The organism is Vibrio sp. 10N.261.51.F12 (assembly GCF_041471725.1).
In the GTDB taxonomy this organism is placed as follows: domain Bacteria; phylum Pseudomonadota; class Gammaproteobacteria; order Enterobacterales; family Vibrionaceae; genus Vibrio.
Genome location: NZ_JBFROV010000039.1, coordinates 18,945 through 36,154, shown reverse-complemented (window position 1 = coordinate 36,154; position 17,210 = coordinate 18,945). Strand labels below are relative to the sequence as shown.

Here is a 17,210-nt window from a genome sequence, read left to right as displayed (position 1 = left end):
CCTTAGCGTTTAGTTACCGACCATGCGAGATTTCACTTGAGCAAGTGTTGGCAGTGGAGAAACGGCGCCGTAACCTGTAATGGTGATAGAGGCGGTCGCATTCGCGTGAGCTAAACAGTCTTCTAAACTCAACCCATTGACATAATGGGTACAAAAGGAGCCTGCAAAAGAGTCGCCTGCTGCAGTGGCATCTAGCGGCGTGACTTGATGCGGCTTGATGTGATGGCGAGTATGTTCATTTGCAACGGTGGCACCGTCGCCGCCTTGCTTAAGGACCACCACTTTAGCACCAAGCTTGAGGTAGTGATCGATAATGTCATCAGGTTGCTTAAGTCCGGTAAGCAGTTGAGCCTCATCAACACTTGGAAAGCAGATGTCGACGTTTGAAATGGTTTCTTCAATAATGGCTTTCGCGCGTTTAAGCGACCAAAGCTTAAGGCGTAAGTTAGTATCGAAAGAAACTAAGGTATTATTACTATTCGCAATATCGATAGCACTGAATACAGCATCACAACTTGTCGCACTGATTGCTTGTGTGATGGCTGTGGTATGTAACAACTTAGCATGGCGGATTGCGTCAACTGGCAAGCGAGCAGGGGTAATAAGTGATGCTGCAGAGTTTTTTCTCATAAAAGAAAAATGATGTCCATCTTGATCATGGGTAATAAAGTAAACACCAGTATGGGCATCTTGGTTGGAGACGACCTGTGCCGCACATACTTGTTCTTGTTGCCACAAATCTAAAAAACGTTTGCCGAATTCATCATCTCCGACATGGGTCAACATACCAACATCGGCGCCTTGTCTTGCTGCTGCGATAGCAAAGTTAGAGGCATCGCCACCAAACCCACTTAAAAAGTCACCACCGCCACTATTTGCTTTTGTTAGTTGGCTAAACTCAAACATTGGTTCACCAAAGCTTAAGATTTTAGGATATTTTGGACTAATATCATTCATTTTAGTACTCGTAATTTGATTTTAGGTTGAAGATAAAAGGTAAGTACCTATATCCACTAAAATTGGTTGAACTTGATCCTACTTTAAACGTGCAGGTCTCCGTGGTCAACCAATTGATCTGGTGATTTAATGTCTGAGTTCACACTTTTGTTATTTGTGTGAAATCAGACTTCTATCCTTTATTGGCGGGGCTTTGTTTGATTATTTATATTATTAATCTACTTGAAAATGTTAGCTGTATCACTTATTGATAATATAATTGGTTATCCAATGACTTGTATTGGTTGTTTGTTTGTGTCTATAATTGATTAAACACGGCATGGATTAGCCGATTTTTAACACAATGGTCAATCAATCAGGCTTGGAATATGACATCAGCAAACAGAAACTTTGAGGCTAAATACTCGTCTCAAACAGATTATGACAGAACAGCTCTACAAACGGATATTGTGCACCTTGGTTTTGGTGCATTTCACCGAGGTCACCAGGCGGTTTATAACGATCTTACAAACCAAGCAACCGGTAAGTTGTGGGGGATTTGTGAAATTAACCTATTTGGTCCAGAAGACCTTATTCGCAATCTACAACAGCAAAATGAACAGTTTACGGTTGTTGAGAAGTCTGCAAGCGATACCCATACTCGATTGATCAGAACGATTTCGGAGTCGATTCACACTCCGGTTGATGGTATTGAATGTGCGATAGCGAAAATGACTGAAGAACAGGTCAAAATCGTGTCTTTGACGATCACGGAAAAAGGGTACTGTACCGACCCTCAATCTGGTCGTTTGGATTTGAGCAACGAATTGATTCAGCATGACTTAGCCAATCCACGCTCACCGATATCTGCAATTGGTTGTATTACCGAAGCATTACGTCAGCGTCGTAACCTCGGATTAACACCATTCAGTGTGCTGTCGTGTGACAACATTCCAGAGAATGGCTTACTGACAAAAGATGCGGTGCTGTCGTTTGCAAAAGCTCTGGATCCTTTGCTCGCTCACTGGATCGAAGAGCATGTGACTTTCCCTAGCACAATGGTTGACCGAATTGTGCCAGCGATGACTGAAGATCAATTTGATGTCATTGAACAGGAAACCGGTTATAGAGATCCATGTGGCATTGTGTGTGAAGATTTCAGACAGTGGGTGGTTGAAGATAACTTTGTCGCTGGTCGTCCTGACTGGGACCTTGCTGGTGCCATGTTTGTTGGTGATGTTTTGCCTTATGAAGAGATGAAGCTTCGAATGCTAAACGGTAGCCACTCATTCCTTGCCTATAACGGTAGCTTAGTTGGACATGAGTATATTTATCAATGTATGCAAGATGTGGCGTTGAAAAAAGCGACGCTTCGTTTGATGACTCAAGAGCAAGCTAAATCGCTACAGGAAGGACTTGAAGTCAACCTTGAAAATTACGCGAACCTTCTGATTCATCGCTTTAGTAATACCAATATAAAACACAAAACGGGTCAAATCGCGATGGATGGTTCTCAAAAGCTACCTCAGCGCTCAATTGACCCATTTATGACATTGCAGCGTCGCGGTGTCGAGAGTGTTTGTTTACCGGTTGCTATCGCTGGGTGGATGCATTACACCCTCAACCAAGTGGCCAACGGTGACACAATTTTTGACCCACTTGAGCCCATCTATAAAGAGATCGCTTTAGCCGATGTCACTTCTGTAGAAAAGGCTAATGCATTGCTTTCAATTGAAAAAATCTTCGGTACACATAAGTTAGATAACCCAGAATTTTACAATCAAGTGATTGCGGCGTTTACGTCTATCGAATCTGAAGGAATCAGTGCCGTCATTGATTCTATTGCCAAGAATTAAGGAAACCAACTATGAAAACACTCATTTGCCATGAGCCAAACAGCATTGAATATATTGAACGTGATATTCCATCAATTTTAGATAACCAAGTACTGCTTAAAATTAATTCTGTCGGTATTTGTGGAACGGATATCCATGCTTATGCGGGTAGACAGCCTTTTTTCTCATACCCACGAGTATTGGGGCATGAAATTTGTGGAACCGCTGAAAAAACAGGCGAAGCCTGTCAGTCTGCTATGACAGGTAAGCGATATTCAGTGATCCCTTGTGTACCTTGTGGAAGGTGCTCTGCATGTAATGAGAATAAAACAAATTGCTGTGAGAACGTGTCACTTTACGGCGTTCATCGCGACGGTGGTTTTTCTGAATACTTGGCAGTTTATGAAGATAACTTAGTTGAGTTACCAGAGAATGTCAGCAACTCCGAAGGCGCCCTTGTTGAGTGTTTTGCGATCAGTGCCCATGCGGTACGTCGTGCAGACATCAACGCTCGCAATAATGTTGTCGTCGTTGGCGCAGGTCCAATTGGTTTGGCGGCAGCCGCGATTGCAAAAGCGGAAGGGGCTAACGTGGTCGTGGTTGATGTTGATGCGGGACGACGTGAACAAGTTGCTACAAAGCTCGGTGTTAAAGCTCTAAACCCATTGCTTGATGATTACGTTAGTAATCTAAAGAAAGCGTTTGGCGGAGAACTTGCGTGTGTATTGATGGATGCGACTGGTAATAAAGGTTCTATGTCTCGAAGTGTTGATTTGATTCGTCATGGCGGAAAAATTGTTTTCATCGGCCTTTATATCGGTGACTTGGTTTTAGATGATCCAACATTCCACAAAAAAGAAACCACACTATTGAGTAGCCGAAATGCAACTCGTATCGATTTTGAGCGTGTCATTGAATTAATGGCTTCGGGTGCGATTTCTCAAGATATTATGAAAAACCAAGATTATGACTTCTACACTTTTGGCAATAGTTACAAACAGGATGTCGTAGAAAATAAAGAGTTAGTCAAAGGCGTGATCAATTTTTAAGAGGAAGTGGTATGTCAACGGTTAATGTAAATTCAGAAGAACTCAAATCGCTTGCTCTTAATAAATTACTAGGCGCAGGATTGGATGATAAAACAGCAAAAGAAGTAACCGATGTGTTGGTCCATGCTGATATTACCGGTGTTCATTCGCATGGTGTGATGCGCGTCGAGCATTATTGTCAACGACTTGAGGCTGGTGGTCTAAATCCTAACGCGAACTTTACCATCGAACAGGTATCACCATCTGTAGCAATTTTAGATTCAGATGACGGAATGGGTCATTCGGGGCTGATTGCCGCAACGAATCACGGTATTGAACTTGCGAAAGAAACCGGCCTTGGTTTTGTAAGCGTGAAAAACACGTCACACTGTGGTGCACTTTCTTACTTTATGGAGCAAGCAACGAGCCAAGGAATGATTGCGATCGCAATGACGCAAACGGACACCTGTGTTGCACCTCATGGTGGTGCTGAACGCTTTTTAGGGACTAACCCGATTGCGTTCGGCTTTCCTGTTGAAGGTGGTACACCGATGATCGTAGACATGGCGACCAGTGCAACAGCATTTGGTAAATTACTGCATGCCAAAGAGACCAACCAGTCAATTGATGAAGGCTTGGCAATCGATGTTGAGGGTAACATCACGACCGATCCTCATAAGGTTGAGAATTTATTGACGTTCGGTGGTCACAAAGGCTCTGGTATTGCGTTAGCAATTGACGCGTTGACTGGTGTATTGATGGGTGCAAACTTCAGCAACCACGTTGTTCGTATGTATGGTGATTACGACAAGATGCGTAAATTGGCGAGTTTGGTTATTGTGATTAACCCTGAAAAATTAGGCAATGCTTTATTTGCCGTGACGATGGCGGCGATGGTGTCAGAATTACGTTCAGTTGCGCCAGTGCCTGGCACTGAGAAAGTATTGGCTCCCAACGATCCACAAGTGGCATATAAAGCAAAATGTGAAGTGGAAGGTATTCCTGTCGCGAAAGGTGTCTATGCGTATTTAACGAGTTAAGTGCGTATTTAAAGTTCAAGCCGCTTTAATAATTTACCAAACAAAACCGCCCTTTGATTTGATAGTCTCATAGTGCGGTTTTTCTTGTATGTTTACCGAGCAATAAAAATGACCACTCCCGCGGCTAGCCATTATTTATTTCTAGTGAAATTTGTTTCGCCGTTTGTATCATTGCTTGTTTTAATTGTTCACTAGGTGCTGTTTTTGTCTGAGTTGGTAGCATCGGTATTGTGAGTGACGCGACGATTTGCCCATCTGGTTTGCCGATTAATGTAGAAATTTCTGTGATACCAGGCAAAAATGATGATTCGGCGACAGCGTATTGATCCTTTTTAGTTTGATCTAAAATTAAGTAGAGGGTACTTTTTTCTTCATTTTTTAGCTCGTTAAAATGGTCATCTCGTTCTAGAATCATCGCTTGGACAGTGGGTTTACTGTTTGCGAGTAGTATTTGACCTGCGGCAGAGCGAGAAGGCGCTGACAGTACGCCTTCCGCGACGGCGAGAGTGATAGGGCCATGGTTGTTGGCATTAACTATGACCATGGATTGGCTTTGGTACAGCATGGAAAGGTAACAAGATTGACCGCAGTTGAAGGCTAAATCCTCCATCAGCGGGAGCGCATGTCTTCTTATTCTATCTAATGGTGAAATACGTCTTGAGAGAGTATAGAGCTTGAGTGACATCACGTATTTAGCTGACTCAGAGTTGCGGTACAGGTAACCGCGGGACTCGAGTCCTATCAATACGCGATAGATTTCATTGCTGCTTCGTTCGAGCGCCAAGGCAATTTCAGCTTGAGAAAGAGGGGCTTCTTGCGTGGCGAGAAATTCAAGGATATCCAATCCTTTATCTAAGGCTGGAACCGCATATTTGTTCGTCATTGGTTTCACTTTATCTGGTTAATTTTGCATGATGTACTTTACTGTATTTCCGTAAAAAAGAGGAGATAGAAAGCTCCTCATTGGTATTTTAGTTGTTGATGTTTAGTCTATTTTCCACATTTCAGGCCAATATCGATAAACGCCATGTCCGTGTTTTTCCAACCTTTTTTTTGCTTGTGCCAAATACGCTAGACTTTGTGCTTTTGCTTTTTCTTGGTCTCCAATGAGTAATGTATATAAATTCGTCGCGACGACATTACCGTTTTGTTCTCGAATGATACATTCGATGTCAAATGTGCCATCCGCATCACCTGGTATTAGCCAGCTTACCTTGCTAATAGATTCTGACGAATCGGGTTTTACCGAAATTTGCACTTGGTCTTTTCTACCTGTCGGTTGCCCTTGATACATGACTTGCCATTCCAAAATTAAATCGCGATGCTCATGTTGATAGTCATTGACAATCCAGAGTTCTGCATTAAATTCCTCCCCAGACTTCCAGCGTCTTTTATGAAATGCAAGGCTTGGTAATAAAGGTTGATAGGCGCGTTTTAAGTAGCCAAATGAGCGTTTTTTTTCACCATAATAATCGACCACCCCCCATTTTATATCGGGAACATGGGTGATGAAGTGGCAAATGGCAACGCCGCTCATTTTTGGTTTACGTCGGCGATAGGTCTCTAATGCATATTGAATGACGGTTCCTTGAGCAATTTGTGTCGCTTCAACAAATTGTTCAAGCGAGTCTATTCTGTAGTCGTTAAAGACTTCAAAGTTTAGGTTTTTTAGAATATCAATATCCGCCCAATGGTAAGCCCAACTTGGTCCCATTGGCCAAAGTTCATCTTCAGGTATAAATCGCTTTAAGCTTTCCACATTTGGGGCTGATGCGGCCGTCAATTCAGGAATGATCGCACAATCAAGCGAAGGGTAATACTCTTCCATGAATTCGGCTCCTCCTTGATAATAGTGTTCATTAGCGTGAATCGATTCTTTAGGTTTAAATCCCATATTAATCGCGGATTCCGAGCTTAATGGAGACGCCAGTCCATAAGGTACTGCAGTGGCAGAATTGACAATTTTGCCAATTCGCTCCATTAGCATTTTGTTGCCACTTTTTTCATGCGCACCGGAGAAAAAAACTTCCTCCCCACCCATCCAAAAAATTTGTGACGGGTGATTTCTACGTTGCTTCACGGTTTCGAGACATTCGTGTAGGACGCCTTGAACAAAGTCTTCGTCTTTAGGATAAGCTTGAGTCGCTAATGTGAAGTTGGTCCATACTGTAATGCCTAATTCATCACAAAGTTTATAGAATTCAGGAACCTCTGGCGGGTGCCAACCGAAGATTCGTAAGTTGTTAATATTGGCTTCTTTGACGAGGTTTAAACGATGTTGGTATTTTTCATCATTATTACGCCCGTAGAAAAATGAAGGCTGTCCGCCCCAACAAGCCGAACGTAGAAAGTGGCGTTTACCGTTAATTTTGAATGTCCATGGGAACTCAGCTTCTTCTTCCGTGAAACCAGGGTTCATCTCCATAGATACTTCTCTAAGGCCAATCGTTTCCGTGTAGGTGTCTAATGTGGACGTTTTTTCGGATAATAGCGACACATCCAGTTTATACAGATTGGGCTTTCCCATGTCCCATGGCCACCATAGCTGCGCATCTTTGACAACTATTTTTGTTTGGATAGTTGTCTCACCGGGAGGTGCCAATACTGATAATTGATGGGATGTTGTGGTTGTTTCGCAGTTTTTGCCGTTTAGTATCGCGGCAAGGCAAATTGACTTAGATTCCTGATTGCTGTTATTCACCACCACCTCTAAATGCAAAATTGCGGTATTGTCATCTTGCAAAGTGACATCCGTGCATATTTCTTTTATACGGGTGGGATCGCTTGCTTCTATCTTGACTGGCTGCCATATTCCAAAAGGAACCAATCCAGAGAAGTAATCTCCGGAAAAATTCACTTTCTTGCCACCGCAATTACGATAGTTTTTAGGCGGAGGATTTAATTTCACCATCAGGTTGTTTGAGCCGTCTTTCCAATCTTCGTAACTGACAATATCGGTAATATCAAAATAAAAAGAAGAGAACATGCCTTCGTGGCTGCCTAGGAATTGCCCATTAAGCCAAACTTCACAACTGTAATCGACCCCTTCAAAAATAAGACGTATTTGTTGGCCTTTCATCGCAGGGTCTATTGCAAAACGCCTTTGATACCACCATTCGTACTCTTGAACCCATTTTGCTCGATGCATATTTCGACCAAAATTAGGATCGTCGAGCTCTCCTACTCGATAAAGGTCGGTATAAACATCGCCGGGTACGGCTGCAAAGTTCCAGCTAAACGTCGTGCCTTGGTATTCGGCAGGCAACAGATGTAACCCTTCTATTTTTCCTTGTCCGGGCCGCATTCGTTCCATTTGCCATCGACATCCACTTAGATCTTGAATCTGTCTCGTCATTGCATTGTCCTTTGTATATGAATATTAAATTCAAGTATAAATTCAAAGGTTGATGAGTATAGTTTTTTTTGGTTAATATGTGAGTGAGATTTAGGAAATTGATTAACAACTCTAATTGGGCATGAATTGACTTGTTTAATGAGTAGAGTAGGGGTGATGAGCGAGCCTCTGGTTTTACGCGACAGGGTCTGTGTGATGGTAACGTGGAGAATATTAAAGCAAGCTAATACAGATAAAAAGCGAGAAGTAAAGCGGAACAGTTGACTGCTTAAGGATGCGCATACGGCTTGCCAAGGAAGGTTTTAAATGGCGTGCTGCATCCTGCTGTCGGATTTATAAGTCATTACTTGTAGTTATAACTTTTGATATTGCGAGCAGATTCGACCGTAATTGTCATCGATATACTTTTGCCTTAAAACTGGGGGGATGTCACAGTATTCTTCGCGCCCTAAATTATACCCTTCTTTGTATGCCTCTCTATTAACGCCTGAGAGTGCGTTGAATTGTTCACTGGATATCGGATAGAGCCCATCAATTGATTGTCCGTATCCATACTGTTTCCATGTATCGCCATTAGCTGCCATATCAGGAGATGCTGAGCATCCTCCTAGAATCAAAGCAGCCAGTATCCATGTTAATCTCATAGTGTTAATCCTCTGGTAGTCATCCACCCAATGTTGGAGGTGTAAACCATGAAAGATTCAGCATTATAATATTAATGCCCCTGAATCTTGATGATTTTTCTTTGGGCAATAAAAGTATTACTTAATAAATAAATAAATCAAGTTGTTGATTAATGGTAACTTTTAATCTAATACTGATGCGCCAATAATGGTGATGGTGCAGACGAATTAGTCCAATTCATTCAACTATCAATTGAAAAGGAAAACCATTTACAACTAATCACACCGTCATGTCGGGGAAAAGAATTCATGGATGTGGAAGTAATTAACCATGAATTCATAGTGTTGATGAAGTCCGGAAAAATTGGTAAATAAATCGCTCACTCTAGCGTGTGCACTTTTAACTTTTCCGCCTTCCATTTTTCGAAGGATGTGTGTTGTAGTGTTAAGAATGGTAAGTAAAGCGTCCAAGGTGTGGATGTAAAATAGAGAAAGAATAACCTGCGTTTTGGTTTTTGATACGTACCATTAGCAAGGTTTTGCCTTGATAGGTGTGACATTGTTTCTGGGTAAAGCAGTTGGCGGTATTGATATTACCATTGTCACTGCCTATCCAATCGAGATTATACATGTCATCGAGGATAAAACTTGTGTCTTGGTGTGTGATAGGATTATTGTTTTCGTCGAGTATTGAGATAACAAACTGCTTCACTTCATCGTTGTCTGAAACGGCTTCTTCAGTGATTTTTATTAAATATGCTTGCTGTGTGGTGGCAATGACATCGATGCATTCAGAGCGGTCATCTATTAGACCTCGCGCTTGAATGGAGCCGGCAGTGAACGGTACAGCCCAACGCATTATGTGATCATTTTGACTTGTTAAATGCCGAACACCGTAAGTTATCTCGTTGATCCATAATTCAACGCTAGGACAATTAGAAATGACTTCAACAATGATCCAATCGCCGTTTTCATAATTCCAATGTTGCTCTACGTCATGCCATGACCATAGTCGTTGTTCCCACGCATGCGGGTCTTTTTCAAAGGCTAAATAATTCGCTTTATTGATGTTTAGATTGCTGCTGCTAGCTGGATGAGTGTAGATTTTTGTGATCGGAGTTTCTGTCCACAGAGATTGAAACAAGAAATAACTCGGTTTTTTAAATCCTGCGGTATCTAACAATCCGCTGTTGGTGATCTTCGTTGGCCATTGATTGTGTGATTCTCCTAGGTAATTAATCCCAGTCCACAGAAAAAGCCCTGCGATAAATGGACGCTCAATCACTGCCTTCCATTCGTGCCATTGCGGTAAGCTTTCATTACCGATAATGGGAAGGTGAGGGTAGAGTTGGTGTCCATAGTCATAAATGACGCGTCGATAGCTGTACCCAATGACGTCAAGTGCGTCGGAATAACCAGAAAGGTAACTAACTGAGGGTAAGATACAATTGGCCGTCACGGGACGATGTGGGTCGAGTTTTTTCACCCATTGAGTAAGTTTTTGAGCGGTTTTTCCAATGTCATATCGTTGTTTTGGGAGTGATTTGAGTTGTTGTGCAATTTCTGACGGCGAGTTTGGTGGAAGGCTCCAAAAGTAATTGCCATCCCATTTTGCGTCAAAAAAGCCGGTTGCTTGGACATTTCTTGGATAGGTCCACTCAATTTCGTTGCCAATACTCCACATAAATATAGATGGGTGATTATGATGGCAAAGTAATGTGTTTGTAAGGTCTTTCTCTGCATCCTCTTGGAAGTACTCGTAAGAACCTCGAGAATAATAATCGGCGTGTTGTTCTCCCATATTGTGGCGTTTGTCTTTTGGGTAATCCCATTCGTCAAAAAATTCATCCTGGACTAGTAACCCAAGCTCGTCACAAAGATCCAAAAGGACTTTAGAGGCTGGATTATGAGCAATTCGAATGGCGTTAACGCCTCCACATTTTAGAATGGTTAATCTTCTTTGCCAGACTTCTCTCGGTACTGCGGCTCCGACAATCCCTCCGTCGTGGTGTAAACAGACACCTTGGATTTTCATTGGTCGATTATTAAGGAAAAAGCCGTTCATGGTGTCAAAGTGAATACTTCTGACGCCGCAGCGCTCTTCGGTAATATCAACTAAAACATTGTCAATATAGAGTTCGGTTACAACGGTATAAAAAAACGGAGTGTCTGTATCCCAAAGTTTTGGGTTTTTAATGGGCAAAATTAAGTGATATTTGTCGTTTATTTTCTCGACCTTAGTTTCATGTTGCGAGACAGAAAGGGCGCCTACTTTTTTTGATTCAACCACTTTGGAAACTAACCGCATGGTTTTATCTTGATGTCGCTCAGAAAACTCGATCTCAATATCTTGATGAATCTCGGCATAGCTGGGGGTTATCTTGGGTGTACTTAGTCTGTTCTGCCATAAACCGATATGAGTTTTATCGGTCATGACAAGGTTCACATCGCGGTAAATACCGGATCCTGTGTACCAGCGACTGTCAACGAATCGAGTTCTGTCGACTTTAATCAGTAATTCATTTTCTTCTTCGAGGTGTCGTGTGATATCGATGATAAATGGAGAGTAGCCATAATGCTGAGTATGGAGATGAGTTCCATTTAACCATATTTGGGAATGATTATAGATACCATCAAACACAAGAAATGCTTTTTTGTGCAGACGACTTATTGGGTTTGCAAACGGTTTTTTGTACCAACCGATGCCACCGGGAAGGTAACCGGTCGCGCCGTCTAATTCGGATGAAAAGGGAAAAGCAATACTCCAATCGTGAGGCAGTTTAATGGATTGCCAATCATCGGCAAAGAAATTGGGTGTGTCCTTTAATAGGAATTGCCAATCAAGATTAAATAAAATGTTATTCCTTGGCATTATACAAGCCCCATATCGTTATTCCTGTCACGCTATCGGATAACGTGATGAGACTTTGCGGTGAGTCTATTTCATGACGTATCATCTCTAACGAGCAGAGATGATACGTGGTGATTTCAAAATAGCGCCCCAATTAGTTGCTGTTTTGGAAGGTGCCGATGTCCAGTACTTGTCGCTTGATACGGTATCGACAGATGAAGTTCCAGTTCCAAGATGGGTCATACTTATGACACAGCCCCCACTCTAAACCCGGTTCGAGCGTTGAGTCTGACTCTTCAGAACGGAAGATACCCAATGCTTCGGGTGCTCCTTTTATGTAGGACATGATTTCGAAGTTTATGCCATCTTTTGCCCACTGAATCGTATTCTTTTCAGGGCCGTCAGTCGTGATCAATGACGCGATGCCTCCGTTGTAGTGCCACACCGCCACTTCATGACCACTATTGGATATCGGATTGTACTCAGATTTGATGTATGGACCTAGGATATGGTCAGCAATGGCCACACCATGCTTGATCTCACGACCCCCCATGTTCATTTCTTCGCCCATTGTTTCACCCTTGTAATAAAGGTAGAACTTATTGTCGAAGAACATTAAGCATGGGTCGTGGACCTTATGGCTATCAAAACTGCCTTTTGATTTCACGATAAATCGATTGTCTTCTTCACCACTCCACTCGCCGTCTTTCGACGGGCTTAAAATAGGTGCTTCGGCTTTGGTCCAAGGTCCAAATGGGCTGTCTGCCCATGCCATTGCGATTTCTTCATATTGGCGGTTGGTATAAGGCGATTTAACCGTTTGGTAAACAAGGTAGTACCGGCCTTCATGGGCAAGGACTTCCGGTGTAAAGACGGCACGATCGTCATATTCGCCGGGTGAGCCGGCTTGAATCGCGGGTCCTTCTTCCTTCCAGGTGATGCCATCTTCGGAGCTAGCATGCCATACCTCTGTAAGATCCCAGGGGAACACTTTATCGTTGATATCGCCGGTAAATCCGAGTGTTTCACCTTCCCCTTTCGTGTACCAACAATGGTAGGTATTGTCGACTTGAATGACCGCTGTTGGATCTCTTCTAATGACACCGTCTTCGAACTCGAAATCGCCTTTGAGATCGATGACATCGAACTCAACCATCCACTCCGAGCCTTTTTTATCATAACCCAACTCGATCGCACGACGACTAGCGAGGCTGAGTTTTTCCCCTGATTTGTCCATATCTACCTCTGAGAATAATATTGAATCTTCGGCAAAGGTAAACCAGTTTTAGGTTTGGTGCAATATGTAGTAAGCAGGAGAGACAAGCAGCGTGACAAGGCGCACGTAATTTTCACTAACGGACAGTAATCGCGACTATAGTACGCATTTATTGGTATGTAGGTCGTTGTTGGCCTAATTTTTCGGCATGCATAATGATTAGAAGCCGCTTCAATTACAATAATAAGGGCGCAAATAAGTACAATAACAAGCATGTTACGAACAAAAATCGTTCAATTGGTTGTCCAGTTGGGGTGATTTGGTGAGCCATGTGATTGTGATCACTGAAATTCATCAAACTATCAATTATAAATAAAGCTCATTGGTTAACCATGGTGTCATTTGCACCGTTGATATGATGATAAACACGGCTTGTTAGTGAATAACACGATTTAATACAAGGTTTTAAGAGGCATATATGACAACAGTTAGGGTGAAGGAAGAAGTGCTGAGAAACATGGCGACTCAAAAGCTTGTAGAAGCAGGGTTTTCAGTACTCGATGCGAAGTGTGTGGCTGATGTATTGATATACGCTGACCTAACGGGCGTTCATTCTCACGGTGTTATGCGCGTTGAACATTACTGTCAGCGAGTTTTGGCTGGTGGCCTGAATGCTGCTACTGAACATCGTTTCGAGCCCATATCACCTTCTGTTGGAATATTAGATGCTGATGATGGTTTGGGGCATCCTGCTCTTGTCGCGGCAACGAAACATGCTATTGAAATGGCAAGTGATACTGGACTTGGATTTGTCAGTATTAAGAAAGCGTCTCACTGTGGTGCACTTTCTTATTTTATGAACATGGCAACTGAATCTGGGATGATCGGCATAGGTATGACGCAAACCGATGCTTGCATGGCTCCCCATGGTGGAGTCGGACGGTTCTTGGGAACAAACCCAATCGCGTTTGGGTTTCCTGTCGAGGGAAGCCATCCAATGATTATCGATATGGCGACCAGTGCGACAGCGTTTGGTAAGTTGCTACATGCAAAAGAAACGGGCGATCAAATTCCGCTAGGCGTTGCCATCGATGCCGATGGCAACGAAACGAGAGATCCACATAAAGTGGAGAATTTACTGCCTTTTGGTGGCCATAAGGGTTCCGGTATTGCATTGGCGATCGATGCGCTGACTGGAATTTTGATGGGAGCCAATTACGGTAACAACATCATTGGAATGTACAGCGATTACGACAAAATGCGCGAGTTAGCAAGTCTGGTAATTGTAATAAACCCTGAAAGGTTGGGTACACCGTTGTTTGCTCGCTCTATGGCGACAATGGTATGTGAACTAAGAGAAGTAACACCTGCGCCAGATGTGGAAAAAGTGCTTGCGCCAAATGATCCTCAAATGGATTACAAATCAGATTGTTTAGAGAAAGGAGTTCCTGTCGCAGGGGGGGTATACGAGTTTCTGATTAGCTAGAATTCGTTATTATTTGCGACAAGGCGAGCTTTGGTGATCACTGCTCGCCTTTTTTTGTTTGAAAATAATGCTATATTTCTTTTTGTAACCATTCCCTAAAATAGAAGTATTCCGATTTAGAGTTCCTCCGTTTAAACTAAACCAAATGGAGAACGCTGATGAACAAATGACGCTATACAGAAACGTAGATTGTTAAGATCTTGAAGGAAGTTGAAGCTGGCAGAAAAGTATCCGATGTCTGTTGAGAATGCGGCATGTCAGAAGCTAGATACTATCAAAAAGGGCTGTTTACATATTTGCACTTGTTTACTCTGCCTTATCATATTGGCGTACACTACGTTAAAATAGCCTTCGTATTTTATTTCACGTCTTTTTTCGTAAGATCCATTCTTACACCACTTCTTTGGTTAACCAGATGGGTTTAAATATCATCCAATGATGCAAAGTGTTACACCTGTCACTGTCTGCTCATCTATCACGCTGTAATATCACTATTAGAAATTTTTAGGCATGTCAAAGTAATGACTGTTTAGGTATATAACGGAGTAAATATGAAAACCGATTCGAATAGAGTGGCTATGGGCAAAGTCTGCCTTATGTACTTTTTTTATAACTTTTTTTGGTCTCTGAGCTCAGGCTCACTATTTGCAGTGTGGCTGAACGATAGCGTTGGCATTGATGGCTCGCAAATTGGTGTGCTGTTTGGGTTGCAAACCGGTATTGCGGTTTTATTTAAGCCTGCCATGGGTTACATCATGGATAAATTAGGTCTTAAGAAACACTTACTTTATTTTATTGCTCTTCTAAGTGTATTGATTGGTCCATTCTATATCTATGTTTACGGGCCACTATTAAGTGATGAAGCCACGTTTGTACCAGGAATCATTGTCGGTTCAATCTATTTAGGCATGTTATTCCAAGCAGGTAGTGGTGTCATTGCTTCTTATTCAGACCGATTTGCCCGTTGCCATAATAATGACTTTGGCTTAGTGAATGGTTTTGGTATTGCAGCTTGGGGTGCATCCGCTATTCTTGCTGGTTATCTTTATAACATTAATCCAGATCTTATCTTTGTTGCGTGTAGTATTGCCGCATTGCTTATGTTGTTCTTTGCCTTCTCATTGAGAGTCAGTCACTTGGATGAAGTGGATAATGAAGTATTGTCTGCTGAAAAAATCAGAAAAGAAGATGTTATTAAACTACTGAAAAATAAGAAGATGTGGGCGTTTATGACTTACGCTGGCACCATTTCGGTTGTTTTCTGGACGTCGATGACACAGTTTACTCGCTATTTTATTAGCTTCTTTCCAACGCAAGAAGAAGGTATTACGTTCAGTTCAAATATGGACGGGATTACCGCTATTTTCTTGTTCGCTGTCAGTGCTAGCGTGCCATTCATTATTAAGAAGATTGGAGCGAAAGGAAGCTTACTTCTCACTGCTGTTGGTATCACATCGTTCTTGTTGATGATAGGTTTTGCTGGTCTTGGCGAAAAGAATCTATACCTTGCTGTGGTAGCTAAACTATTATTTGGCGTCGTTAACCCATTACTTATTGTGTCTGTTTTTGCTTATATTGCTGAACAGTTTGATAAAAAAGTCAACTCTTTCACTTACATGTTCGGATTTCAAGTGATTAATAACTTAATGACAGCGATTGCGGCACCAGTCATGGGCACAATGTATGATACACATGGTTTCCCAATGAGTTATATCTATTTTGGAGTATTTGCAGCCGCAGCGACGGTATTAGCGATGTTTACTCTTAGTTCACCAAAAAAAGTAGCAGAACAAGAAAAAGAGCCTGTAGTAGCGTAAGATAATTTTCCGGAGTAATAATCAATGAAATTTTTATATATTGTTCGTGGCCCATTCGGTACTGGTAAAACGGAATTTGCCAATACGATTAGTAATAACGTCGTTTCGTGCTGGGATTACTATGCGAGCTATGGCAAAAATAAATATGATGAAAAGTTAAAAATTCATGCTGATGAATATTGTAAAGAATCAGTGTTACAGCTGATGAGAGATAATGTCGATAATATTGCCGTTACTAACTCTTTTTCCAAAAATAGTGATTTGGAGTATTTTTACCAAGCAGCTAAAAATCATGGTTATGAGGTGTTTAGCCTGTTCATGGATACAAAAGATTCAACAAAATATAAACGTGATGCACCAGAAGATGTAGTGTTGAAGCAAATTATTAACTTGAAGAATAATGTTGCTTTCCATCAAAACTTTTAGAGTCATTAAATTATAAGAGTCAGTCAAATAGAGGGGTTCTTTCGAATCCCTATTTTTATTCGAGATAAAATATGTTATTTGGTAATGTAAACAATCTTGACCTACTTCCGTATGTCAAACCTGAGATTAAAACTTTGATAACAAGCGCGATAGAAGTCTCTAAGCACAATCCTTTAGGCAGGTATGAATTAGGAACAGAAGGCGTGTTTGTTGTCTTGGCAGAAGCTGAAACACAGGAAAAAAGTGCGCGCAAAGCAGAGATTCATAAATGCTACGCTGATATACAGATTGTTTTGGAAGGCAATGAAATAATTGGGTTTAGCAATCATTTAGAGACTAAATATAAAGGTATTATGGAGTTGGAAAGTGATGTGATGTTTTTTGATACGGTCGAACAAGAGCAATTTGTATCGTTACAAAATGGGGATTTTGCTTTGTTTTACCCTAACCAAGTCCATCGTCCATTATGTGCAACTGAGCAGCCGATGCAAGTAAAGAAAGCGATTGTGAAAATTCCAATTGATCTTTTAGGTTGGTGACGATGCGGTTAAGTCAAGGGTGTAGAATAGTAAGAGTTTACTAGATGAAGTTAATTTC

The 17,210-nt window shown here is 41.8% G+C and carries 13 protein-coding genes; 7 read left to right on the top strand and 6 right to left on the bottom strand.

The window, feature by feature from the left end:
* Positions 1-9: 9 nt before the first annotated feature.
* Positions 10-957 carry a sugar kinase gene (locus AB4405_RS20890; RefSeq protein WP_372062680.1) on the bottom strand — a complete coding sequence of 316 codons (948 nt, stop codon included), beginning with the start codon at positions 955-957 and terminating at the stop codon, positions 10-12.
* 368 nt (positions 958-1,325) lie between these two features.
* Between AB4405_RS20890 and AB4405_RS20885 the strand changes: the two genes are divergently transcribed.
* From AB4405_RS20885 to AB4405_RS20875, 3 genes are read left to right on the top strand one after another with little or no spacing between them, the layout of a single operon-like run.
* Positions 1,326-2,792, top strand: coding sequence for a mannitol dehydrogenase family protein (locus AB4405_RS20885; RefSeq protein ID WP_372062679.1), 1,467 nt, complete (start codon positions 1,326-1,328; stop codon positions 2,790-2,792).
* Positions 2,793-2,803: 11 nt separating this feature from the next.
* The gene (locus tag AB4405_RS20880; protein WP_372062678.1) at positions 2,804-3,820 is read left to right on the top strand and encodes a zinc-binding alcohol dehydrogenase family protein; all 1,017 of its coding nucleotides are present in this window, start codon (positions 2,804-2,806) and stop codon (positions 3,818-3,820) included.
* An 11-nt stretch (positions 3,821-3,831) separates the two neighbouring features.
* Entirely contained in the window at positions 3,832-4,839 is a 1,008-nt protein-coding gene (locus AB4405_RS20875; protein WP_372062677.1) for an Ldh family oxidoreductase, read from the top strand.
* A 124-nt stretch (positions 4,840-4,963) separates the two neighbouring features.
* On the opposite strand, the gene AB4405_RS20870 is transcribed toward AB4405_RS20875, so the two are convergent.
* From AB4405_RS20870 to AB4405_RS20850, 5 genes are all read right to left on the bottom strand, one after another.
* Positions 4,964-5,722 (bottom strand): IclR family transcriptional regulator, encoded by a 759-nt coding sequence (locus tag AB4405_RS20870; protein WP_372062676.1) that lies wholly within the window; start codon positions 5,720-5,722, stop codon positions 4,964-4,966.
* A gap of 102 nt (positions 5,723-5,824) precedes the next feature.
* Positions 5,825-8,194: a glycoside hydrolase family 2 protein gene (locus tag AB4405_RS20865; RefSeq protein ID WP_102469068.1), complete on the bottom strand. Its 2,370-nt coding sequence runs from the start codon at positions 8,192-8,194 to the stop codon at positions 5,825-5,827.
* A 353-nt stretch (positions 8,195-8,547) separates the two neighbouring features.
* Positions 8,548-8,838, bottom strand: coding sequence for a DUF2799 domain-containing protein (locus AB4405_RS20860; RefSeq protein WP_102469069.1), 291 nt, complete (start codon positions 8,836-8,838; stop codon positions 8,548-8,550).
* A 424-nt stretch (positions 8,839-9,262) separates the two neighbouring features.
* On the bottom strand, positions 9,263-11,689 hold the full coding sequence (locus AB4405_RS20855; RefSeq protein ID WP_102469070.1) for a glycoside hydrolase family 2 TIM barrel-domain containing protein: 2,427 nt from the start codon (positions 11,687-11,689) through the stop codon (positions 9,263-9,265).
* 133 nt (positions 11,690-11,822) lie between these two features.
* Positions 11,823-12,905, bottom strand: coding sequence for a glycoside hydrolase family 117 protein (locus AB4405_RS20850; protein WP_372062675.1), 1,083 nt, complete (start codon positions 12,903-12,905; stop codon positions 11,823-11,825).
* Between the two features lie 457 nt (positions 12,906-13,362).
* On the opposite strand from AB4405_RS20850, the gene AB4405_RS20845 reads away from it, so the two are divergent.
* The 4 genes from AB4405_RS20845 (at position 13,363) to AB4405_RS20830 (ending at position 17,152) form a co-directional block, all read left to right on the top strand.
* The gene (locus AB4405_RS20845) at positions 13,363-14,370 is read left to right on the top strand and encodes an Ldh family oxidoreductase (RefSeq protein ID WP_372062674.1); all 1,008 of its coding nucleotides are present in this window, start codon (positions 13,363-13,365) and stop codon (positions 14,368-14,370) included.
* Positions 14,371-14,921: 551 nt separating this feature from the next.
* Entirely contained in the window at positions 14,922-16,187 is a 1,266-nt protein-coding gene (locus AB4405_RS20840; RefSeq protein ID WP_372062673.1) for an oligosaccharide MFS transporter, read from the top strand.
* 24 nt (positions 16,188-16,211) lie between these two features.
* The gene (locus AB4405_RS20835; protein ID WP_372062672.1) at positions 16,212-16,613 is read left to right on the top strand and encodes a hypothetical protein; all 402 of its coding nucleotides are present in this window, start codon (positions 16,212-16,214) and stop codon (positions 16,611-16,613) included.
* Between the two features lie 71 nt (positions 16,614-16,684).
* Entirely contained in the window at positions 16,685-17,152 is a 468-nt protein-coding gene (locus AB4405_RS20830) for a YhcH/YjgK/YiaL family protein (protein ID WP_372062671.1), read from the top strand.
* Positions 17,153-17,210 lie beyond the last annotated feature (58 nt).